Here is a 21,421-nt window from a genome sequence, read left to right on the forward strand (position 1 = left end):
CGATGTCACAACCAGCAATTGCCGCGGATACGAAACCTTGGCGACGCGAAGGTGCGACGCCCTTCATTTCCGTGCGCGGTGTCACAAAACAGTTCGGAGATTTTACCGCCGTCGCGGATGTCGACCTTGAGATATACAAGAGCGAGTTGTTTTGCCTGCTGGGGGAATCCGGCTGCGGGAAATCGACATTGCTGCGTATGCTGGCAGGGTTCGAACAGGCAACCAGCGGCACGATCACCATTGATGGCGAAGATATGGCCCGTGTGCCGCCCGACCGCCGTCCGACGAATATGATGTTTCAATCCTATGCGCTGTTTCCGCATATGACGGTTGAGAAGAATGTTGCCTATGGGCTGCTGCGCGAGGGGCTGAAGAAATCTGTGGCCTATGAACGGGCTGCCGAGATGTTGCGCATGGTCAAGCTGGAAAAGCTGGCGCGACGCAGGCCCGACCAACTCTCTGGCGGGCAGCGCCAGCGCGTTGCCCTTGCGCGCGCCTTGGTCAAGCGGCCCAAGTTGTTGCTGCTGGATGAACCTCTCGGTGCGTTGGACAAGAAGCTGCGCGAAGAGACGCAGTTCGAATTGATCAAGATTCAGGAAACGCTGGGCGTCACATTTATTGTTGTGACGCATGATCAGGACGAAGCCATGACCTTGGCCACGCGGATTGGCGTGATGAAAGATGGCAAGATTGAACAGATCGGAGAGCCGCGCGAGATTTACGAGACACCCAATTCGCGCTTTGTTGCCGATTTCATAGGCTCGGTAAATTTGTTTGAGGGCAAGGTCGATGCTGTTGCCCCGGATATGATGCGCATTGAGACTTATGAGCTGGGCCCGGTCCTGTTGCCGCCACAAGCCGGTCTGACATTGGGCCAGCAGGTCTGGGGTGCGGTGCGCCCGGAGCGTTTTGCTATCTCGCGCAGCAAGCCGGAAAACACACCCAACACCTGGCAAGGTGTGGTCGAGGAGATGGGGTATATCGGGCATATGTCACAATATCGGATCAGACTGTCCAATGGTGTCCTGATCCGGGCAAGCCAATCCAACCGCTTGCGTGACGAAGATCCGATTTCATGGGATGAAAAGGTCTGGATTTCGGTTCAGCCCTCGGCATTCCGGGTGCTGACCCGATGAGCGCGGGCAATGCGCTGACGCGCTCGGCGCCGTGGCGCGGCACGGCATGGCTGATGGGAAAGCTTGGGATCAGCGGGCGCACCCTGGTTATTGCCGTTCCCATGCTGTGGCTGGGTGTGTTCTTTCTTGCGCCATTTTTTGTACTGGGGCGCATTTCACTGGCCGAAGCGTTGATTGCCCGCCCGCCCTATACGCCCCTGTTTGAACGCGGCCCTGACGGGTCCTTGCAGATCATCGCCAGTCTGGAGAATTATCGCTTCCTGATGACCGATGCGCTGTATCGCAATGCCTATCTGTCCTCGATCCGGGTTGCGCTTGTCTCGACGATCTTTGCGTTGCTGATCGGCTATCCGATTGCCTATTACATCGCCCGCGCGCCAGAGCCGAAACGCTCGATCCTGCTGCTGATGGTCATTTTGCCGTTCTGGACCAGCTTCCTTTTGCGGGTCTATGCGTGGATGGGGTTTCTGCGCTCAAACGGAGTGATCAATAACACGCTGATATCGCTGGGCATCATCGATGCGCCATTGCGCATGATGCAGACTGATTTCGCGGTCTATATCGGTATTGTCTATACCTATCTGCCTTTCATGATCCTGCCGCTATATGCCAACCTGACCAAGCTGGATTCAGCCCTGCTGGAAGCAGCGAGTGATCTGGGCGCCTCGCCCTTTGTGACGTTTTTCACAGTCACGCTGCCTTTGTCATTGCCCGGCATCGTCGCAGGGTCCATGCTGGTGTTCATTCCGGCGATTGGGGAATATGTCATTCCCGCACTACTGGGCGGGCCAGATACGCTGATGATCGGCCGCGTTCTGTGGGATGAGTTCTTTTCCAGCCGTGACTGGCCTGTGGCCTCGGCGGTGGCGATTGTCATGCTGGTGCTGGTTGTTGCGCCGATCATGTGGTTGCAATCCATCCAAAACCGACGGGAGGAGGGCTGATGCGTGGCTGGTTCCTGCCACTGGCGGTCGCTTTCGGTTTCATCTTTTTATATGCGCCCATCGTCTCGCTTGTGGTGTTTTCGTTCAACGAAAGCCGTCTGGTCACGGTCTGGGGCGGGTTTTCAACGCGGTGGTATGGTGAATTGCTGCGCGACCGTCAGATCCTCGGGTCGGCATGGATCAGTCTTCAAGTGGCCTTTGCAAGCGCCACCCTAGCTACGGTGATTGGCACTTTGGGCGCGTTTGTATTGACGCGGTTCAGCAGTTTTACGGGGCGGCTGTTGTTGACAGGCATGATCACGGCACCGCTGGTGATGCCAGAGGTGATAACCGGCTTATCACTGTTGTTGTTGTTTGTGTCGATGGAACTGACGCTGGGCTGGCCCGCTGGGCGCGGACTGACGACGATCATCATCGCGCATACGACCTTTTGTGCGGCTTTTGTGGCGGTCATTGCGCAGTCGCGTTTGCGCAGCATGGATGAATCGTTGGAAGAAGCCGCGCGCGATCTGGGGGCAGGGCCGGTTCGGGTGTTTTTTGATGTGACCTTGCCTGTGATCGCGCCGGCCTTGGTGGCGGGTTGGCTTCTCGCCTTCACCCTGTCGCTGGACGATCTGGTGATTGCAAGCTTCGTGTCCGGCCCCGGTGCCTCGACCCTGCCGATGGTGATTTTTTCAAAGGTGCGTCTGGGGGTCAGCCCGGATATCAATGCACTGGCAACGATCATCATTGGTTTTGTGCTGGTTGCTGTGCTGATTGCGGGATGGCTGATGCGGCGTGCATTGCGCAAGGGCGGCTGAAGCATATTAATGATAAGAAATTCTGATATTAATTATCAGTAAAAGCAACTTAACCTGATGATCCTTTCCTGTTAGAACCATTCCAGAAATCCACAGATGGAGGGAATCATGGACGGTTCTGATAAAGCAGGCAAATGCCCAGTTATGCACGGCGGGCAAACCAACACCGGCAACGCGGTGATGGATTGGTGGCCAAAGGCGCTCAACCTCGACATTCTGCACCAGCACGACACCAAGGTGAACCCGCTAACCGGTTTCGACTATCGTGAAGAGGTCAAGAAACTGGATGTTGAAGCGCTGAAAGCAGATGTTCACGCGCTTCTGACCGACAGTCAGGATTGGTGGCCAGCAGATTGGGGTCACTACGGCGGGTTGATGATCCGCATGTCCTGGCACGCAGCGGGCACCTACCGCGTGCAGGATGGTCGTGGCGGTGCAGGCACCGGCAACCACCGTTTCGCCCCCCTGAATTCTTGGCCGGACAATGCCAATCTGGACAAGGCGCGCCGCTTGTTGTGGCCGATCAAGAAGAAATACGGCAACCAGATCAGCTGGGCCGATCTGATGGTTCTGGCAGGCACGATCGCATATGAAAATATGGGCCTGAAAACCTTTGGTTTTGCCTTTGGCCGCGAAGATATCTGGCACCCTGAGAAAGATGTTTACTGGGGGTCCGAGAAAGAATGGCTCGCGCCATCGGATGAGCGTTATGACAATGTCGGCGACGCCTCGACCATGGAAAATCCGCTTTCAGCTGTTCAGATGGGCTTGATCTATGTGAACCCCGAAGGCGTGAACGGCCAGCCCGACCCGCTGAAAACTGCTGCTCACGTGCGCGAGACTTTCGCACGCATGGCGATGAATGACGAAGAAACCGTTGCACTGACCGCTGGTGGCCACACTGTCGGCAAAAGCCACGGCAATGGCCGTGCCGAAAACCTTGGACCTGCCCCTGAAGGCGCAGCGCTCGAAGAAGCAGGCATGGGCTGGATGAACCACAAGACCCGCGCTGTTGGGCGCGACACGGTGACTTCCGGGATCGAAGGCGCATGGACCACCGAGCCAACGAAATGGGACATGGGCTATTTCAAGTTGCTGTTCGGCTATGAATGGGAATTGAAGAAATCCCCCGCAGGTGCATGGCAGTGGGAGCCCATCAACATCAAGGAAGAAGACAAGCCGGTGGATGTGGAAGACCCGTCGATCCGTCTGAACCCGATCATGACCGACGCCGACATGGCCATGAAGATGGACCCGACCTATCGCGCCATTTGTGAAAAGTTCATGGCCGACCCAGCGAGCTTCGACGACGCATTTGCCCGCGCATGGTTCAAGCTGACCCATCGCGACATGGGCCCGCAGGAACGCTATATCGGCCCCGATGCGCCGAAAGAGATTCTGATCTGGCAAGACCCTGTTCCAGCAGGGAATGCTGATTACGATGTTGCTGCTGTAAAGGCCAAGATCGATGCCGCAGGGCTGTCGGTGTCTGATATGGTTGCGACCGCTTGGGACAGTGCGCGCACATTCCGCCAGTCCGACTATCGTGGTGGCGCAAATGGTGCACGTATTCGCTTGGCACCGCAAAAGGATTGGGCCGGAAACGAGCCTGATCGCCTGCAAAAGGTGCTGTCGGTGTTGGAGCCGATTGCTGCCGAAACCGGAGCGTCAATTGCCGATGTGATCGTTCTGGCTGGTAATCTGGGTGTCGAAAAGGCCGCTAAAGCAGCAGGTTTTGACATCGAGGTACCATTTGCACCCGGTCGCGGTGACGCCACGGATGAGATGACCGATGCCGACAGCTTCAAGTGGCTGGAACCCGTTGCCGACGGATTCCGCAACTGGATGATGAAGGATTACGTTGTCTCTGCTGAAGAGCTGATGCTCGACCGCGCACAATTGATGGGGCTGACGGCCCCTGAGATGACCGTTCTTCTGGGCGGTATGCGGGTCATGGGCACAAACCACGGTGGGACAGCGCATGGTGTGTTCACTGACCGTGTTGGCGCGTTGACCACTGATTTCTTTGTCAACCTGACAGATATGGCATGGAAGTGGGAACCAAAGGGGTCGAACCTGTATGAGATTCAGGATCGCAAGACAGGTCAGGCAAAATGGACAGCGACACGCGCTGATCTGGTATTTGGTTCCAACTCGATCCTGCGCGCTTACGCAGAGATCTATGCGCAGGACGATGCTGGCGAGAAGTTCGTGAAGGATTTCGTTGCAGCATGGGTCAAGGTGATGAATGCAGATCGCTACGATCTGGCATAAGGCTTAGCCATAACAATCACAGCGGCGCGCCATTCAGGCGCGCCGTTTTCGATTCAGCTACTGTTCGCCACCTGAAAAAGGTTCCCGCGCCCCAAGATATGCTTTCGCGAGGAGCGGCTTTGGCGGGACTTTGCAGAGATAGCGAGGCCGGGTGAAAAAGCCGCGCAGCGTCGGGCCGCGGTGCGGCGATGCGCGGCGGCCTTTGGCCTTGATTCCGCGCAGGTCAAACACTGCAACGCCCGCCAAGCAGTCAGAGGTATCTTGTGTCAGGCGGCCAACACTACGAACAGAGTCTAATTGGTCGAGCGGCAATCTGGCCTATTGCGCGGCGAGAGCCTTTTGTCGTGACAGCACGCAGCGCCTTGCATGTTGGATGGCAGCGAATTCGCTTTTCTCAATATGTCTGAGGCGGTGCCACGCAACAACAGGGGCTGCGAGCCATTCCATCCACCATATCTTTCGCGCCAAGGTATGGGCCTCTTTCCATACCTCGTCGGGTGCATCCGCGAAATAGGCGTTTAGAAACATGTCTCCTGCATTGGGATGCCGCTTCTTCCAGACCGAGATTGAGTGCAGCAGCAACAAGACATCGCGTGCTTTGTCATATTGGGTCGCCTGCAATTTCGCACCTGCTTCCAGATCGAGGAATGTCAGGTTTTGCCCATCCCAGCAAATATCGCGCATCACTGGTCGCCCATGCGCAAGGCCCAACCGGTGTAATTCTGCCAACTCTTGTCCAATGCGTTGCATCATTTGAACGGGTGATGCCCCCTTCTTGATGGCCTTCATCACCAGCATACCGTGATCCGCCATAACGAAGCACGTGTCATCTTGCGCAAGTATCTCGGGGACCGAAGCACCCCGCGCGCGAAACTCTTTCAGAAGCTGGGCCTCGCGGCGCAGGGCCTGTTCTGGATTGCCTTTGAAAAACTTGAGCCATAGGGTCTTGTGCTGTTCTGTCTTCTTGGCGAAGTACAACCTGCCCTCGAACTCGAAGCGCACAAGTCGGGCATCGCCACTTGCATGCGCTTGCTCGAGAAGTGCGCGCGAAAAAATCGCGTCTGAAGGGGTGTTTATCTGCATGCGCTTCTCTTAAACATATCGAAATTCGTGTCAATTCGCGGTGGTTGACCTTTCGGGGTCATTTGCTTTTTCAGCGTTTGGGGGATCTGGTAGAATGGCGTCATGAACATCTCCCTGACAGATTTTCTGATGCTTTGCTTGGCCGGCGGTGTGGGCAGTATGGCGCGGGCAGGGCTTGCCGCTGGTTTGACCCGGTTTTTCCATCCGGCCGGAGCAATTTTCGTGATTAATGCTTTGGGCAGTTTCCTGATTGGGGGGGCGCTGGGTATTCTTCTGTCAGGGACTTCAGTTTTGGATGCTGCGCAAGCGCCAGTTGGGTTTACCCTGTTTTCGGTTGGGCTGCTGGGCGGGTTTACGACCGTATCGACGTTTGCGTTGCAAGTGCATGCCTTGTGGCAGGAAGGTCGTCAGGCTTGGGCAGGGGGTGTTGCCTTGGGGTCGGTGCTCCTTTGTCCTGTGTTTGCGCTGGTCGGATTTGCGCTGGCTTCATTTGTGTATGGAGGCGGCTGATGCAGGCGACGATTATCAACATGCTTGCTGTGGGCCTTGGGGGCGCAATGGGCACGGGGTTGCGCGTCTTGCTAAGCCTTGGCGCATTCAGAATATGGAATGACTACGCCTTTATCGGCACGCTGGCGGCAAATATTCTTGGGGCGGCGCTGATCGGTTACCTGGCCACGCGTGACATGACGGCGAGAGCCAAAGCAATGTGGATGACAGGGTTTTGTGGCGGGTTTACAACGTTTTCGCTGTTCTCGCTCGAAATCCTGATCCTGTCAGACCGCAGCATTACGCTGATGCTTGGCTATGGTGCCGCCTCGCTGGTGCTATGGGTGCTGGGCGTCTGGGGCGGGTGGCGTCTGGGGCAACCCGCCGCCAAAACCTAGATGTTTTCGACCCGCGGCATCCCCATCACGTGATAGCCGCCATCGACATGGATGATTTCGCCCGTTGTATGGGAACCATAATCAGATGCCAGATAGACCGCTGTCCCACCCACACTTTGCAGCGTTGCATTCGTACCAAGCGGGGCATTGGCTTCGGCGTGACGAAATGTCTTGCGCGCCCCGCCAATGGCTGCGCCTGCCAGGGTTTTCATCGGGCCGGGGCTGATCGCATTCACCCGGATCCCCTCTGGCCCCAAATCATTTGCAAGATACCTGACAGAGCTTTCCAGCGCGGCCTTGGCCACCCCCATCACGTTGTAATATGGCGTGACAGAGTTTGATCCCTGAAAGGTCAGCGTCAGCAGACAGCCGCCATCGGGCATCAGCTCTGACGCTCTGCGCCCCACATCAATGAAGCTGTAGCAACTGATGTTCAGCGAATGCGCAAAGTTTGCGCGACTGGTGTCACGAAAACGCCCGGTCAGTTCCGTTTTGTCCGAAAATGCAATGGCATGGACCAGAAAATCCATCTTACCCCAGCTGTCGCGCAACTTGCCAAAGGCCGCGTCCATCGAGGCGTCATCACTGACATCGACATCCAGAAGCAGGTCTGACCCAAGACTCGCGGCCAGGGGTTCGACGCGTTTGCCAAACGCCTCGCCCTGATAGCTGAAGGCAAGCTCTGCCCCCTCAGCCGCCAGGGCCGCCGCTATACCCCAGGCGATCGAGCGCTCATTCGCGACGCCCATAACAAGCCCGCGTTTTCCCTGCATCAGTCCGGTCATGCTGTTTACCCCTCAGTCGCGAAAGGCGCTCATGACAAGCGTCGCATTCGTGCCGCCAAAACCAAAGCTGTTGGACAGGACTGTGTCCAGTTCGACATTCTCGACCAGTTTGGTGGCGATTTCACCCTCGCGGATGGCCGGGTCCAGTTCGGTCACATTGGCCGAGGCCGCGATGAAATTGCCCTGCATCATCAGCAGCGAATAAATCGCTTCCTGCACACCTGTCGCGCCAAGGCTGTGGCCGGTCAGCGACTTGGTTGACGAAATCGGCGGCACATTGCCTTCGCCCCAGATGCGCCGGATCGCTTCAACCTCGGTCACATCGCCCGCCGGGGTCGAGGTGCCATGTGCGTTGATATAGCTGACCTTGCGCCCTTCGGGCAGGGTGCCAAGTGCCAACCGCATCGACCGCTCGCCCCCTTCGCCCGAAGGGGCGACCATGTCATGCCCGTCCGAGGTGGCGCCGTAGCCAGTTACTTCGGCGTAGATCTTTGCGCCGCGTGCTTTCGCATGTTCCAGTTCTTCCAGCACCAGCATCCCGCCACCGCCGCCGATCACGAACCCGTCGCGGGTCGCATCGAAGGCGCGCGCGGCGGTTTCGGGGGTGTCATTGTATTTTGAGGACATCGCGCCCATTGCGTCAAACAAGCACGACAGGGTCCAGTCCAGTTCCTCGCCACCACCGGCGAAAATGATGTCCTGCTTGCCCATCTGGATCAACTCTGCAGCGTTGCCGATGCAATGCGCAGAAGTCGAGCAGGCAGAGGTGATCGAGTAATTCACGCCCTTGATCTTGAACGGCGTTGCCAGACAGGCCGAATTGGTCGAGGACATGCAGCGCGTCACCATGAATGGCCCCATGCGCTTTGGGCTGCCTTTCTCGATGACGATCTTATGGGCCTGAAACAGGTTCGCCGTAGATGGCCCGCCAGAGCCGGTAATCAACCCTGTGCGCGGGTTTGAGACATCCGACTCTTCCAGCCCGGCATCGGCAATGGCCTGTTCCATCGACAGGAAGTTATAGGCCGCGCCCGCACCCATGAACCGAAGGTTGCGCTTGTCGATATGGTCTTCCAGCACGATCTGAGGCTGGCCGTGGACCTGGCTGCGGAACCCATGCTCGGCATATTCGGGGGCAAAAATAATTCCCGATCGCCCGGCGCGCAAACTCTCCGACACTTCCGTGGCAGAATTCCCGATGGGCGAGATGATCCCCAGCCCGGTAATAACAACTCGACGCATACCGCCTCCCATATCAAATTTAGTGCCTGTCTAGGCCAGCATAGCCTTTGGGGCAAGCCTGAAGCCTGCTTGGCGCGCGTGCCTCATGCCTGATCGCGTGCGGGGATGCGCTGCAAAAGCGGCATCAGGGCGGACATGTCCGGGCCATGCGCCTGACCGGTCAGGGCTTTGCGCAACGGCATGAACAGCCCTTTGCCCTTGCGTCCCGTTGCGGCCTTGACGGCGCTGGTCCAGTCTGACCAGGCATCCGGCCCATAAGGCGGTGAGGGCAGAAGTGTCAGGGCTTGGGCCACAAACTCGGCATCTTCTGGCGCGATATCGGGCGCTGCGCCATCGCGGCACAGGGCCCACCATGCCCCCAGATCATCCAGACGGGTGATATTCTCTCTCGCCACCTGCCAGAATTGTGCGCCCAGTTCCGATGGCACGCCAAGGGCCGCGATCTGGTCCGCGACGGCCTCATAGGGGCGGGTTTGCAGGTCGGCGCGCGTCAGCGGCCACAGGTCTTGGGCGTCGAATTTCGTCGGCGCAGACCCGAACTGGTCAAGCGCGAAGCCTTCGGCAATCTCGTCCAGTGACATGCGCAGTTCAACCGGCTGGCTGGAGCCAAGCCGCGCCATCAGCGACAGCAATGCCGCCGGCGTCACCCCTTGCGCGCGCAGATCACGCAGGGACAAGGTGCCAAGGCGTTTAGATAGCGCCTCACCCTGTGCGCCGGTCAGCAGCGAATGATGCGCGAAGCCGGGGGGCGTGCCACCCAATGCTTCGATGATCTGAATCTGTGTGGCAGTGTTGGTTACATGGTCCGACCCGCGCACGATATGAGTGATGCCCATGTCCATGTCATCGACAACCGAGGCAAGTGTGTAGAGTACCTGACCATCAGCACGGATCAGGACCGGGTCAGAAACACTGGCCGCGTCGATTGATAGCGGCCCCAGAATGCCATCATCCCATTCAATCCGGGTCTGGTTCAGCAAAAAGCGCCAATAGCCTGCACGCTCTGCCCGTAGCCTGACCCTATCTGCATCTTCCAATGTAAGGGCGGCGCGGTCATAGACAGGGGGGCGGCCCATGTTCAGTTGCTTCTTGCGCTTGAGGTCCAGTTCGCCCGGTGTCTCGAAACATTCATAGAAGCGGCCATCTGCGCGCAATTGCTCCGCCGCGTCATTATAGCGCTCCAGCCGTTTTGACTGTTGCTCGATCCTGTCCCATGTCAGGCCGAGCCATTCCAGATCATGCTGAATGGCGTCGATATACTCCTGTTTCGAGCGTTCGGCATCGGTGTCATCCAGCCGCAGAACAAATTCGCCACCTGATTTTCGTGCAATCAGGTAATTGAAAAGCGCCGTGCGCAAATTCCCGATATGCAGATATCCTGTCGGGGACGGGGCGAAGCGCGTGACAATACGGGACATGGGCAGACCTCCTGAAACCAGCCTTCCTCTTTCACATGGCATGGCGCAGTGCAAGGCCCTGACCTTAAACGCGCCGCCACTGGGCGCATTTGATGCGCCCTCGAAAGTCACAATCTCGCGCAGAAAACGAAATGCACGGATTTTGGCCGCGACATGTGATTGGGGCAAGGATAGACTCTGGACAACTGGTTTGTCGCGCGGGGTGTTCGGAGGGGTTCATGCGTTTGCTCAAAGCTTTTGTCGCCATGATCATTGGTCTGTCAGTCTTGTTCGGTGTCGCAGCCCTTGTGATGCCTGCGGACCGGATCGCAAATATTGCCGCGCAACAATTTCAGAACACCACCGGACGCAGTCTGCATTTTGGTGGCGATGTGAAGGCCAGTTTTTACCCTGTCATCGGGGCGACCGCGCAATCCATACAGATTGGCAACCCGGATTGGGCTGGCGACGCGCCGATGTTGTCTGCCGCAGAAATGGATTTCGGCCTTGATGTCATGGCACTGATCCGCGGCGATATTGTCGTCGAACGGGTTGTTCTGCGTGACCCCGACTTGCACCTGATCCGCGATGCGCAGGGCCGCACGAACTGGACATTGACACAGGCTGAGGGCAGCGGGACCTCTGAAGCTGCGCCAAGTGACGCGCCCAGCGAAGCGCAACCCTCTCGGCAGCAGCGCGGCTTCTCGCTGGCCGAAGCGCGTATCATAGGGGGCAATCTGCGGTTTGAAGACCGGCAATCTGGCACCGATCTGCGCGTTGAAGGGCTGGAGGCCGGTTTGCGTTTGCCCAGCTATGCGGGTGCAGCGGAACTGGTCGCTTCTGGCCGGATGAATGGCCAGCCCTTTCAGATGACAGCCCAGACGGAAAATGCGGAGCGTCTTGTTTCCGGCGCGGTCACTCCGATCACGGTAGAGGCGACAGTTGCGGGTGCGACCCTCAGTTTTGCTGGGCGCGCGGGTCTGGAGGCGCTTGCGCTGGAAGGGCAGGTGACCACCTCGATCCCGGCCCTGTCCCCGCTTATGCAACTTGCGGGCCAGAGTGGCGGAGATATTTCTTCGGATTTCTTGCCACTTGGCATGTCGGGGCAGTTGACACGCACAGCCGATGGCCGGGTATTTGCGCGGGATGCCCAATTCCGCGCGGGCGGGGTGCGCCTGTCAGGGGCGCTTGATCTGGTGCCGGGCGCGGACCTCCCGCGTCTTACGGGGCAATTATCTGGCGCTGTGCTGGATCTGCGCAGCGCTGGCGCAACGGGTCAGAGCGGGCAGGGCGGACAAAGCGGGCAGGCAGGCGGTTCGAATGGCTGGTCGCGCGCGCCCATAGATGCCGATGCGCTTGGCCTTCTGGATGCCGAGATTACGCTGGCTTTGGCCGGGCTGCGCACGGATCTGACAACGCTGGGCCGCACAAGGCTTGGCCTGACGATTGATCGCGCCCGCGCTGTGTTCGATTTGCGCGAAGTCGCCGCATTCGGGGGGCAGGTGGCAGGCGAATTCGTGATGAACAACCGCTCTGGCCTGTCCGTCGGCGGCAACTTGCGCGCGCGCGGCATAGATTTATTGCCTTTGCTTACCGAGCTTGCCGATTATCGCCGTTTACAGGGGCTGGCCAATGCAGATCTGCAATTTCTGGGTGTCGGCAATACCATGCATGACATTATGAATTCGCTGCGCGGCGAAGGGTCGCTGGCCTTTTCGCAAGGCGAGATCATCGGCTTTGATCTTGCCGGGATGCTGCGCAATCTGGACATGTCTTATATGGGAGAGGGGAACCGCACAGTCTATCAGTCGATCAATGGCAGCTTCACTATCGCCGATGGGGTATTGCGGAACAATGATCTGCGGCTGGATGCTTCGCGCCTATCGGTTGTCGGACAAGGGCAGGTCGGTCTTGGGGCGCGCAATCTGGATTACCGGATCATACCCGCCGCCTTGGGAAGTGACGCCGGTGAGGTGCTGCGTGTCCCGCTGATGATTACCGGGCCGTGGGAGTCACCGCGTTTCCGTCTGGATCTGGAGGCGCTGGCGCGAGAGCAGTTGCGCATAGATCAAGAACGACTGGAGGATATGGCGAGAGAAGAGGCGCAGCGCCTAGAAGAGCGCGCGCGCGCACAAGCCGAGCGGCGATTGCAGCAGGAGCTAGGGGTCGAGCGGCAAGACGGCGAGCGCATTGAAGATACATTGCGCCGCGGGCTTGAAGCCGAGATTGGCAGCCGCTTGAGAGGGCTGCTTGGGGGGAACTGAGGGCAATACTCAAGGTTTGGGGTCCTGCCTCCAGCTATCACCTGTTCTAGCTATCTGTCGAAGTCTGACATGCCAAGGTCACGGGGCGCGTGGCCGCACCCTTCAAGTTTTCTTAGGCCCGGCAATAAACCAGATGATCAAGCCGACCACCGGGAAGAGCAAGACAAGCAATATCCAAAGCACTTTCTGCAATTGCGTCGCACCTGAACCAAGGATCGCGACAGCCGCCCAGACAACAAGCGCAAGATGAATTAACCCAAGGAAGCCGGAAAAATTTGCGTTCATAATTTCCCTCGAACAGTTTTCTTTCGTTATCTTAGTAAGCGCTCAATGTCGTTTTGGTTCCATGGACCCGAAGCCTTTCTGCGTTTGTCCGGTGCGCGTGGGTGCGGATAATCGATGCAGGCGCGTTTCCGATCCTCTCGACAAGGCCCCCGTTTGCGCGCTAATCACGCAGCATGACACCTGACCAAATCCCAGTACGTGGCACCTTGAGTGCGCAAAAACCGCTCGACACGCTGACATGGCTGCGCGTGGGCGGGCCAGCCGACTGGCTGTTTCAGCCCGCTGATGAGGCAGATCTCAGCAGCTTTCTGGCCGCGCTCGATCCGTCTGTTCCTGTCTTTCCAATGGGGGTCGGTTCCAACCTGATTGTACGCGATGGTGGGTTGCGGGCGGTTGTGATCCGGCTGGGGCGAGGGTTCAACGCCATCGAGATCGGCGAAACACTCACCGCCGGTGCGGCTGCGCTGGACGCGCATGTGGCCCGCAAGGCGGCCGATGCCGGGCGCGACCTGACGTTTTTGCGCACCATTCCCGGCAGTATTGGCGGCGCCGTGCGAATGAATGCGGGCTGCTACGGGTCTTATGTCGCGGATCATCTGATTGATATAACAGCCATCGACCGTCAAGGGCAGCGGCATGTGATCCCGGCTGCCGATTTGAAACTGGCCTATCGCCAGTCGGACCTGCCAGAGGGGATGGTCATCACGCAGGCGCGCTTCAATGCGGCGAAGGGGGATGCGGCCGCGCTTCATGCGCGTATGGAGGACCAGCTTGCAAAGCGCGACGCAACCCAGCCCACCAAAGAGCGTAGCGCGGGTTCAACCTTTCGTAATCCAGCCGGTTTCAGCTCTACCGGGCTGGCAGATGACAGTCACGAGCTGAAGGCGTGGAAAGTGATTGAAGAGGCCGGTCTGCGCGGCGCGCGCCTTGGTGGCGCGCAAATGTCGCCCAAACACCCGAATTTTCTGATCAATGCACAGGGCGCGACCGCGGCAGAATTAGAGGCATTGGGCGAAGAAGTGCGAAAAAGGGTTTTGCAAGTGCGCGGTATTTCGCTACAGTGGGAAATACGACGGGTTGGCGAAGCAGTGCCAAATGTCGAATTGCCGCGACTGGAATTAACCTCTGGCGCGGAAAAGACGAAATAAAACGCCCTGAAATTGGGGCAATAAAGGCCAAAAAGGCCATGAGGCAGTGGGAATGGGCATGTCGAGCAGGGCAGCCCCCCGGATATGTGTTCTGAAAGGCGGACTCTCGGCTGAGCGCGAGGTGTCGCTATCGTCAGGCCATGAATGCGCGAAGGCGCTGCGGGTGGCGGGTTTCGAGGTGATCGAGCTGGATGCGCGCGGCGATGTCGTGCAGCGTCTGGTCGAGATTGCGCCGGATGTTGTTTTCAACGCATTGCATGGCCGTTACGGCGAGGATGGCTGCATTCAGGGCATTCTTGAATGGTTGCGCATTCCCTACACGCATTCAGGCGTTCTGGCTTCTGCGCTGGCAATGGACAAGGACCGCTCCAAGGCGGCGTTTGTGTCTGCGGGACTGCCGATTGTTCATAGCATCATTGCGCCGAAATCCGATGTGATGGCGCGGCACCTGATGGAGCCGCCCTACGTGGTCAAACCCAACAACGAGGGTAGTTCTGTCGGGGTCTATCTGGTTTCGGATCGGGCCAATACCCCCCCGCAACTGGGGCCAGAGATGCCAGAGCAGGTGATGGTCGAGGCTTTCGCGCCGGGGCGCGAGTTGACCACCACGGTCATAGGTGACCGGGCGCTGACCGTAACCGATATCGTGACCGATGGCTGGTATGATTATGATGCAAAATACAAGCCCGGCGGCTCTCGCCATGTTGTGCCCGCAGACATCCCGACCGAGATTTCGGATGCCTGCCTTGATTATGCGCTTCGCGCGCATCAAGCGCTGGGCTGTCGGGGTGTCAGCCGCACCGATTTTCGTTGGGATGCGGCGCGCGGGCTGGATGGGCTGATCCTGCTTGAGACCAACACACAGCCGGGAATGACCCCAACCTCGCTGGTGCCAGAACAGGCTGCGCATTGCGGTATCAGCTTCTCTGCCTTGTGTCAGTGGATCGTGGAGGATGCGTCATGCGACAGATGACGCCTGCCACGGCGCATGACCTGGGCGCGCAGTCGCCCGAACTGGAACGCGAAGACGCTGCTGTGCCAGTGTCGGCAATGTCGCAAACACGCAGTTTCTGGGATCATCTCAGCGCGACCCGCGCAGAGGAATATGCGCAGGATGATGTGTTGCCGCATGTCCTGTTGCCTGACATGGTACCAGATCCTCAGGCGGCATATCATTCCGAAGTCGCTTTCCATCCAGCTCTGGATATGTCCGGCATCCAGACTGCCAGTCTGGTTGAAACCCTGGACGCCCCGGCAGTGGATATGGGGCCGGAACCAACGCCCTCGCCAGAGCGTCAGCCCTACCCGTCGACTGCTCATTCTGGTCCGGACAGCGATATGCCGTGGCGTGACCCTCAGGAAATCCCGCTTGTTCCTGAAGCGCCCATCGCCGCCGGGCTAGAGCATCGGCCACAGTCGCGGCGTATGCGCGCAGGTCGGGTGCGCGACGGCAGGCTGGCATATCGGCTGCAACGGGTTTGGCTGACCCCCAGCTATCGGCTATTCATCAAATTCGGCGCACCGGTCATTTTCGCTATGGCGCTCGCCGCGACATTTTTTGCAGATGAATCGCGCCGCGATACATTTGCAGGTCATGTCGAAGCGCTGCGTGATGCATTCGTGGATCGCCCGGAATTCATGGTGACGAGTCTGCAATTGCCCGAAATGTCGCCGGAACTTGAACAGGCTTTGCGCGAGAAGCTGGATATCGACCTGCCGCAATCCTCTTTCCGAATTGACCTTGATGCTTTGCGTCTGGAGGTCGAGACGCTGGATTGGGTGCGTTCTGCAAATCTGCGATTGCTGTCAGGTGGGGTGATTGCGCTGTCAGTCACAGAACGCACGCCCGCAATCCTGTGGCGTTCAAGCAATGGGCTGAAGCTGCTGGATGAGGAAGGGGTGCGCGTTGCCTATGTAGCGCATCGCAACATCCGGTCCGACCTGCCGCTTATCGCGGGCGAAGGGGCAGATCTGCATATCCCCGAAGCATTGCAACTGCTCGATGCAGCGGCACCGCTTGGGCACAGGTTGCGGGGGTTGGTTCGCATGGGGGAACGGCGCTGGGACGTTGTGTTGGACCGTGACCAGCGCATTCGGCTGCCAGAGGTGGGCGCTGTCGCCGCGCTGGAGCGGGTGATCGCGTTGGAAAAGGCACAGGATTTATTGTCGCGCGATCTGTTGATTGCCGACATGCGCAACCCGTCCCGCCCCATTCTTCAAATCAGTTCAGGGGCAATGGAAACCCTGCGCGAAATTCGTTCACAGACCACGGAGGCCTTACAGTGATTACAGACCCCTATGCCTCGCAACGTGCCATGCGCCAGATGCGGCGCGCAGCCATGCAACGCGGCGTCATCGCGGCGCTGGATATCGGCACCTACAAGATTGCAGCGCTGGTCCTCAAGCTAGAACCTGAAAGCACGGTGCAGGATCACCCTGGCATTGGAAATATGGCAGGGCAGGCTGCGTTCCGTGTGATCGGTGCGGGGACAACCCGCTCTCGTGGGGTGCGATTTGGCGAAGTCTCAGCAATGGCAGAGACGGAAAGCGCAATCCGCACCGCATTGCAGGCGGCCCAGAAAATGGCGCAGACGCGGGTTGATCATGTGATGGTCTGCCTCTCTGGCGGCAATGTTCGGTCTTACGGGTTGGCGGGCGAAACCGAGGTTGAAAACGGCACCGTTGCAGAGAATGATATCGCCTGCGTCATGGCCGCGTGTGAAATGCCCGATTTCGGGGCAGGGCGCGATGTCCTTCATGCGCAGCCGATCAACTTCGCGCTCGATCACCGCACGGGACTGTCCGATCCGCGTGGTCAGAGTGGCCGTATGCTGGCCTGCGATATGCACTTGCTGACAGTCGATGCCAGCCTTATCCAGAACGTGTGCAACTGCCTGAAGCGCTGCGATGTGGAACTGGCAGGCATCGCATCCAGTGCCTATTCGGCGGGAATGGCGTCGCTGGTCGAGGATGAGCAGGAACTTGGCGCGGCCTGTATTGATCTGGGGGCAGGGTCGGCCAGTGTTTCGGTCTTTATCAAGAAGCACATGATTTATGCCGACAGCGTCCGCATGGGCGGCGCCCATGTGACTTCTGATATCTCAAAAGGTCTGCAGATCGACTTCTCCACCGCCGAGCGGATCAAGACAGTGCATGGCGGGGTTCAGGCCACATCCATGGATGACCGGGAAATGATCGCACTGACAGGCGATAGCGGCGATTGGGAAAAAGACCGGCGCAGCGTCAGCCGGGCCGAGTTGATCGGTATCATGCGCCCGAGGATTGAAGAAATACTTGAAGAGGTGCGCGCGCGTCTGGATGCGGCTGGGTTCAACCATCTGCCCAGCCAGCAAGTGGTCCTCACTGGTGGCGGATCACAGGTGCCTGGCATAGATAGCCTTGCCGCGCGCATTTTCGGGCAACAAGTGCGGCTAGGCCGGCCCGTTCGTGTAAGGGGTTTGCCGCAAGCAGCGTCCGGCCCCGCATTTTCAAGTGCGGTGGGGCTGAGTTTGCTGGCAACACATCCCCAAGATGAATGGTGGGATTTCGATCTGCCTGTTGACAGCTATCCGGCACGATCGCTCAAGCGGGCGGTGAAATGGTTCAGAGATCATTGGTAAGGGCAAAATCTGGTCTGCACACCGAAACACGGCGGAAAACAGGAAAAAAATTGCCATATATGGTGTTGAAATGTGAATTTTTTGGTGACCTTGTGGCGCAACATCTGTAGGATTCATAAAAAAGCGGTAATTCGACGACAGCTTGTGGCAGGGTGCGTCGGCAAAAAGAGAGGCGGAGTGAGCAAATGGCACTGAACTTCACGGAAAATACACGTCATGACGACCTGTCCCCCCGGATCACGGTTTTCGGTGTTGGTGGTGCAGGCGGGAACGCGGTCAATAACATGATCGAAAAGGCGCTTGAAGGCGTGGAGTTCGTGGTTGCGAACACGGATGCGCAGGCGCTTCAGCAAAGCCGCGCACCGGGCCGCATTCAGATGGGTGTCAAGATCACCGAAGGTCTGGGCGCGGGCGCACGCCCCTCGGTTGGTTCTGCTGCGGCAGAAGAAACGATCGAGGAGATCATCGATCATCTGGCCGGGTCGCATATGTGCTTCATCACGGCAGGCATGGGCGGCGGAACCGGGACCGGCGCCGCGCCGATCATTGCGCAAGCCGCGCGGGAATTGGGCGTGCTGACTGTGGGGGTGGTGACCAAACCCTTCCAGTTCGAAGGCTCCAAGCGGATGCGTCAGGCCGAGGAAGGGGTCGAGGCGCTGCAAAAGGTGGTTGATACACTTATCATCATTCCCAACCAGAACCTTTTCCGTCTTGCGAATGAAAAGACGACATTTACCGAAGCCTTCGCGATGGCCGATGACGTTTTGTATCAGGGTGTCAAGGGCGTGACCGACCTGATGGTCCGTCCGGGGCTGATCAACCTTGATTTTGCAGATGTGCGCGCCGTCATGGATGAAATGGGCAAGGCCATGATGGGGACGGGCGAAGCTACGGGCGAAGATCGCGCCATTCAGGCCGCTGAGAAAGCCATTGCCAACCCGCTTCTGGACGAAATCAGCCTGCATGGTGCGCGTGGCGTACTGATCAACATCACAGGCGGTTACGACCTGACTCTGTTCGAATTGGATGAGGCTGCGAACCGTATCCGCGAGAAGGTCGATCCCGAGGCGAATATCATTGTCGGCTCCACACTCGATCCTGCAATGGAAGGCGCGCTGCGTGTGTCTGTTGTCGCAACAGGCATTGACGTGGCCCCGAATACCCAGGTCGAAGCCACACCGCGCCGCAGCATGTCGACGCCGGTACGCGCAGAAATTGCGGAAAAGCCAGCCTCACAGCCAAGCTATGCTGAGCAAGCGCCCGCACCAGCCCCGGCCCCTGCCGCGCGTGATGCAGAGGATCATGCAGAGCAAAGAAACCTGTTTGAGCGTGTACCTGCCCCGGAACCTGTCCGGCAGCCCGCCTCGCAGCCGGCAGCCGCGCAGCAGGCCCCTGCGCAAGACAGCTACCGCCCGCAATCTGACAATGCTGGCCAATACGCAGGGGACTATCCGCAGCAAGCCCCGCGCTACACTGGTCGGGCACAAGCGCCGGTAGAAGCGCATGAGGATCAGTTCGATATCGACTCGGTTCTGGCAGATCAGCAACGCGCTGCCGCCGCACGCCCGATGCCGGGCGCCGATTTCACCGCGCCGCGTCGTCAGATGCCGGGGACGCCTTCTCCCGAAACACTGGCGAAACTGCAACGTGCGGTTCAGAAAGCGCCTGAAGCCGGGTATAATCGCCCCCCTGTAGAGCGTGAAGAGGCGGCTGCCGACAGAAGCGCTGGCAGGTTCGGGATTGGCTCTCTTATCAGCCGGATGGCAGGCCATGCATCGGAAGGGCAGGGTGCGGCACAGCGCCGTGTGGCCCCGCCTGTCACGCAGTATGATGAAGACCCTACACCTGCGCCATCGGATGATCGCATCGAGATCCCGGCCTTCTTGCGCAGACAGGCAAATTAAGGCGTAGGCAATACTTTGCACAAAGATAAAAGGGCCAGCCATTGTGCTGGCTCTTTTTGCTTTGTACTCCATCGGATTTCCGGCAGAAGGACACCTGCGATATTGCTATGAATGCAGGTAGGTTTTCGGGTACGAATGCGGTCTTGTGTGCTTGCAAAGCTTGCGCGAAACACTTAAGTGACGCGGTGAGAGGCTGGCGCGGGCAGACGCCTTGCCAACCCGGTCAGGTCCGGAAGGAAGCAGCCGCAGCATTTTCCGTCTGGGTCGCTGTCCAGTCTCTCACCTTCCCAAAATCAGGTTTGGTCAGTTGGACAATCCGCGCAGGTAGTCAAACAGCTCGGTCGCACCGCGCCGCAGTTGCACATGCATCCCGCTTTCCGCTTCTGGATTACCGGTTGCGGATCGCAGAAACTGGTCTGGATCAGCAAGATATTCAGCGAAGTTAGCTTCACTCCAGCGCAGACCTGCCGCGCCTGCGGCCCTAAGATCGTCACTATAGAAACGAAACGCCGAATCGCCTGCAAGGGGGCGGTTGGCGATCCCATACAAGTTTGGACCGCTGCGCCCACCGCGTGCAAGCTCTGTCCCATCGGGGGCAACGACCGCATGGCAGGTACGACAGTCCCGCCACCGAGAGTCATCGGCCAAGGCAACAGTTGTCGCGGTCATCGTAAAAGCTGAAGCAATAACAAGAGCAGAAATTTTCATGCTGGGCGCACCTTTATTAGAAACTCGACTGTATCATGTCTTGTGGTGCTGACAACTCGTCGCCGCTCACGACTTCGGCAGCCCATCAGGGCTTCAGGCGATAGCCGCTACGCAGCCATTGCCAGCAAAGTGTCCCCATCAGGGCAATCACTCCTGCAACCACACCCGCCCCCAGAACTGGCGATGCATCAGATACACCGATCATTCCATAGCGGGCACCATCAATCAGGTAAAACACCGGATTGAAGCGGCTGATTGTTTCCAGTGTCGGTGGCAGGGTGGCGATGGAATAGAACGTTCCCGACAAGAAGGACAAAGGCACCACGATGAAATTGGTGATCGCTGCAATCTGGTCGAACTTGTTCGAGATAATACCAGCGGCAATGCCAATCAGACCAAGCAGGCCAGCGCCAAGGATCAAAAACAACAGCAACCAGGCAGGATGCGCGACAGTCTGTCCAAGAAACAGCCATAGCGCAAGGGTGATGACTGTCCCGACCATCAAGCCCCGCGCGATGCCGCCAGCCAGATAACCCAGCAACAACTCTGTCGGTGAAAGCGGGGGCATCAGTGTATCGACGATGTTGCCTTGCACTTTAGAGATCACGATGGAGGAGGATGTGTTCGCAAAACTGTTCTGGATGACGGTCATCATCAGGATACCGGGCGCAAGAAACGCGATGAAGGCCACGCCGAACACCTCTCCGCGTGAGGGGCCGATGGCCAGCGAGAATACGGCCAGGAACAGACCCGCCGTCACCAGCGGCGCAGCAAGCGTTTGTGTCCATACAACAAGAAAGCGCTGCACCTCTCGATTGGCCAGCGCAGCCAGTCCCAACCAGTTGACCCGCCCAAAGCGCCGCGCGCCCATTGGAAACTTCTGTGCTGTGTTGTCGGCCATGCCAGTCCCCCGAATTATGCAATAAAGGGCAGGTCGCGTTTTT

At 58.4% G+C, this 21,421-nt stretch carries 19 protein-coding genes and 1 other RNA gene; 13 read left to right on the plus strand and 7 right to left on the minus strand.

Features of this window, described 5'->3' with window-relative positions:
- Positions 1-2 precede the first annotated feature (2 nt).
- The 4 genes from EV660_RS10715 to katG all read left to right on the plus strand — a co-directional run bounded on the left by EV660_RS10715 (position 3) and on the right by katG (position 5,154).
- Positions 3-1,136, plus strand: coding sequence for an ABC transporter ATP-binding protein (locus EV660_RS10715; RefSeq protein ID WP_071480465.1), 1,134 nt, complete (start codon positions 3-5; stop codon positions 1,134-1,136).
- A 53-nt stretch (positions 1,137-1,189) separates the two neighbouring features.
- On the plus strand, positions 1,190-2,080 hold the full coding sequence (locus tag EV660_RS10720) for an ABC transporter permease subunit (protein ID WP_198510688.1): 891 nt from the start codon (positions 1,190-1,192) through the stop codon (positions 2,078-2,080).
- Entirely contained in the window at positions 2,080-2,880 is an 801-nt protein-coding gene (locus EV660_RS10725) for an ABC transporter permease subunit (RefSeq protein ID WP_100319137.1), read from the plus strand. The genes EV660_RS10720 and EV660_RS10725 overlap by 1 nt, the downstream gene beginning before the upstream one ends.
- A gap of 108 nt (positions 2,881-2,988) precedes the next feature.
- A complete protein-coding gene (gene katG, locus EV660_RS10730; RefSeq protein ID WP_071482039.1) occupies positions 2,989-5,154 on the plus strand; it encodes a catalase/peroxidase HPI in 2,166 nt (721 codons plus the stop codon).
- Between the two features lie 318 nt (positions 5,155-5,472).
- On the opposite strand, the gene EV660_RS10735 is transcribed toward katG, so the two are convergent.
- Positions 5,473-6,237, minus strand: a complete 765-nt coding sequence (locus EV660_RS10735; RefSeq protein WP_071480468.1) for a lipopolysaccharide kinase InaA family protein — start codon at positions 6,235-6,237, stop codon at positions 5,473-5,475.
- Between the two features lie 102 nt (positions 6,238-6,339).
- Here EV660_RS10735 and EV660_RS10740 point away from each other — a divergent pair, with 102 nt between their 5' ends.
- Positions 6,340-6,747: a fluoride efflux transporter FluC gene (locus tag EV660_RS10740; RefSeq protein ID WP_071480469.1), complete on the plus strand. Its 408-nt coding sequence runs from the start codon at positions 6,340-6,342 to the stop codon at positions 6,745-6,747.
- Entirely contained in the window at positions 6,747-7,124 is a 378-nt protein-coding gene (locus EV660_RS10745) for a fluoride efflux transporter FluC (protein WP_071480470.1), read from the plus strand. Before EV660_RS10740 ends, EV660_RS10745 begins: the two co-directional genes overlap by 1 nt.
- On the opposite strand, the gene EV660_RS10750 is transcribed toward EV660_RS10745, so the two are convergent.
- The 3 genes from EV660_RS10750 to gltX form a co-directional block, all read right to left on the minus strand.
- Positions 7,121-7,909: an enoyl-ACP reductase FabI gene (locus tag EV660_RS10750; RefSeq protein WP_071480471.1), complete on the minus strand. Its 789-nt coding sequence runs from the start codon at positions 7,907-7,909 to the stop codon at positions 7,121-7,123. The two genes, EV660_RS10745 and EV660_RS10750, sit on opposite strands and share 4 nt — an antisense overlap.
- Before the next feature lie 12 nt (positions 7,910-7,921).
- Positions 7,922-9,151 (minus strand): beta-ketoacyl-ACP synthase I, encoded by a 1,230-nt coding sequence (fabB, locus tag EV660_RS10755; RefSeq protein ID WP_071480472.1) that lies wholly within the window; start codon positions 9,149-9,151, stop codon positions 7,922-7,924.
- 83 nt (positions 9,152-9,234) lie between these two features.
- Entirely contained in the window at positions 9,235-10,569 is a 1,335-nt protein-coding gene (gltX, locus tag EV660_RS10760) for a glutamate--tRNA ligase (protein WP_071482040.1), read from the minus strand.
- A gap of 218 nt (positions 10,570-10,787) precedes the next feature.
- Here gltX and EV660_RS10765 point away from each other — a divergent pair, with 218 nt between their 5' ends.
- The gene (locus tag EV660_RS10765; RefSeq protein ID WP_071480473.1) at positions 10,788-12,812 is read left to right on the plus strand and encodes an AsmA family protein; all 2,025 of its coding nucleotides are present in this window, start codon (positions 10,788-10,790) and stop codon (positions 12,810-12,812) included.
- A 102-nt stretch (positions 12,813-12,914) separates the two neighbouring features.
- On the opposite strand, the gene EV660_RS10770 is transcribed toward EV660_RS10765, so the two are convergent.
- Positions 12,915-13,097 (minus strand): PLDc N-terminal domain-containing protein, encoded by a 183-nt coding sequence (locus EV660_RS10770; protein ID WP_071480474.1) that lies wholly within the window; start codon positions 13,095-13,097, stop codon positions 12,915-12,917.
- Positions 13,098-13,270: 173 nt separating this feature from the next.
- Here EV660_RS10770 and murB point away from each other — a divergent pair, with 173 nt between their 5' ends.
- From murB to ffs, 6 genes are all read left to right on the plus strand, one after another.
- Entirely contained in the window at positions 13,271-14,245 is a 975-nt protein-coding gene (gene murB, locus EV660_RS10775; protein WP_084634844.1) for a UDP-N-acetylmuramate dehydrogenase, read from the plus strand.
- 52 nt (positions 14,246-14,297) lie between these two features.
- Positions 14,298-15,218, plus strand: a complete 921-nt coding sequence (locus tag EV660_RS10780) for a D-alanine--D-alanine ligase (RefSeq protein WP_184409752.1) — start codon at positions 14,298-14,300, stop codon at positions 15,216-15,218.
- Positions 15,206-16,531 (plus strand): cell division protein FtsQ/DivIB, encoded by a 1,326-nt coding sequence (locus tag EV660_RS18905; protein WP_232727393.1) that lies wholly within the window; start codon positions 15,206-15,208, stop codon positions 16,529-16,531. The genes EV660_RS10780 and EV660_RS18905 overlap by 13 nt, the downstream gene beginning before the upstream one ends.
- Positions 16,531-17,865 carry a cell division protein FtsA gene (gene ftsA, locus EV660_RS10790; RefSeq protein ID WP_071482043.1) on the plus strand — a complete coding sequence of 445 codons (1,335 nt, stop codon included), beginning with the start codon at positions 16,531-16,533 and terminating at the stop codon, positions 17,863-17,865. The genes EV660_RS18905 and ftsA overlap by 1 nt, the downstream gene beginning before the upstream one ends.
- Before the next feature lie 185 nt (positions 17,866-18,050).
- The gene (gene ftsZ / locus EV660_RS10795) at positions 18,051-19,769 is read left to right on the plus strand and encodes a cell division protein FtsZ (RefSeq protein ID WP_071480475.1); all 1,719 of its coding nucleotides are present in this window, start codon (positions 18,051-18,053) and stop codon (positions 19,767-19,769) included.
- 186 nt (positions 19,770-19,955) lie between these two features.
- An RNA gene (gene ffs, locus EV660_RS10800) (signal recognition particle sRNA small type) lies at positions 19,956-20,054 on the plus strand.
- 18 nt (positions 20,055-20,072) lie between these two features.
- Here the strand turns inward: ffs and EV660_RS10805 are convergent.
- The gene (locus EV660_RS10805) at positions 20,073-20,477 is read right to left on the minus strand and encodes a c-type cytochrome (protein WP_071480476.1); all 405 of its coding nucleotides are present in this window, start codon (positions 20,475-20,477) and stop codon (positions 20,073-20,075) included.
- Positions 20,478-20,562: 85 nt separating this feature from the next.
- Positions 20,563-21,378, minus strand: a complete 816-nt coding sequence (locus EV660_RS10810) for an ABC transporter permease (protein WP_071480477.1) — start codon at positions 21,376-21,378, stop codon at positions 20,563-20,565.
- Between the last annotated feature and the right edge of the window lie 43 nt (positions 21,379-21,421).

The sequence above is a fragment of the Roseinatronobacter bogoriensis DSM 18756 genome (assembly GCF_004366635.1).
Lineage (GTDB): Bacteria > Pseudomonadota > Alphaproteobacteria > Rhodobacterales > Rhodobacteraceae > Roseinatronobacter > Roseinatronobacter bogoriensis.

Excerpts from the sequence above, each read along its gene's own strand:
- katG (WP_071482039.1), top strand. The coding sequence starts at position 2,989 with ATGGACGGTTCTGATAAAGCAGGCAAATGCCCAGTTATGCACGGCGGG.
- murB (WP_084634844.1), top strand. The coding sequence starts at position 13,271 with ATGACACCTGACCAAATCCCAGTACGTGGCACCTTGAGTGCGCAAAAA.
- EV660_RS10715 (WP_071480465.1), top strand. The coding sequence starts at position 3 with ATGTCACAACCAGCAATTGCCGCGGATACGAAACCTTGGCGACGCGAA.
- EV660_RS10750 (WP_071480471.1), bottom strand. The coding sequence starts at position 7,909 with ATGACCGGACTGATGCAGGGAAAACGCGGGCTTGTTATGGGCGTCGCG.
- EV660_RS10765 (WP_071480473.1), top strand. The coding sequence starts at position 10,788 with ATGCGTTTGCTCAAAGCTTTTGTCGCCATGATCATTGGTCTGTCAGTC.
- ftsZ (WP_071480475.1), top strand. The coding sequence starts at position 18,051 with ATGGCACTGAACTTCACGGAAAATACACGTCATGACGACCTGTCCCCC.
- EV660_RS10805 (WP_071480476.1), bottom strand. The coding sequence starts at position 20,477 with ATGAAAATTTCTGCTCTTGTTATTGCTTCAGCTTTTACGATGACCGCG.
- EV660_RS10735 (WP_071480468.1), bottom strand. The coding sequence starts at position 6,237 with ATGCAGATAAACACCCCTTCAGACGCGATTTTTTCGCGCGCACTTCTC.
- EV660_RS18905 (WP_232727393.1), top strand. The coding sequence starts at position 15,206 with ATGCGACAGATGACGCCTGCCACGGCGCATGACCTGGGCGCGCAGTCG.
- fabB (WP_071480472.1), bottom strand. The coding sequence starts at position 9,151 with ATGCGTCGAGTTGTTATTACCGGGCTGGGGATCATCTCGCCCATCGGG.
- EV660_RS10725 (WP_100319137.1), top strand. The coding sequence starts at position 2,080 with ATGCGTGGCTGGTTCCTGCCACTGGCGGTCGCTTTCGGTTTCATCTTT.
- EV660_RS10810 (WP_071480477.1), bottom strand. The coding sequence starts at position 21,378 with ATGGCCGACAACACAGCACAGAAGTTTCCAATGGGCGCGCGGCGCTTT.
- EV660_RS10770 (WP_071480474.1), bottom strand. The coding sequence starts at position 13,097 with ATGAACGCAAATTTTTCCGGCTTCCTTGGGTTAATTCATCTTGCGCTT.
- EV660_RS10740 (WP_071480469.1), top strand. The coding sequence starts at position 6,340 with ATGAACATCTCCCTGACAGATTTTCTGATGCTTTGCTTGGCCGGCGGT.
- EV660_RS10745 (WP_071480470.1), top strand. The coding sequence starts at position 6,747 with ATGCAGGCGACGATTATCAACATGCTTGCTGTGGGCCTTGGGGGCGCA.
- EV660_RS10780 (WP_184409752.1), top strand. The coding sequence starts at position 14,298 with ATGGGCATGTCGAGCAGGGCAGCCCCCCGGATATGTGTTCTGAAAGGC.
- gltX (WP_071482040.1), bottom strand. The coding sequence starts at position 10,569 with ATGTCCCGTATTGTCACGCGCTTCGCCCCGTCCCCGACAGGATATCTG.
- EV660_RS10720 (WP_198510688.1), top strand. The coding sequence starts at position 1,190 with ATGGGAAAGCTTGGGATCAGCGGGCGCACCCTGGTTATTGCCGTTCCC.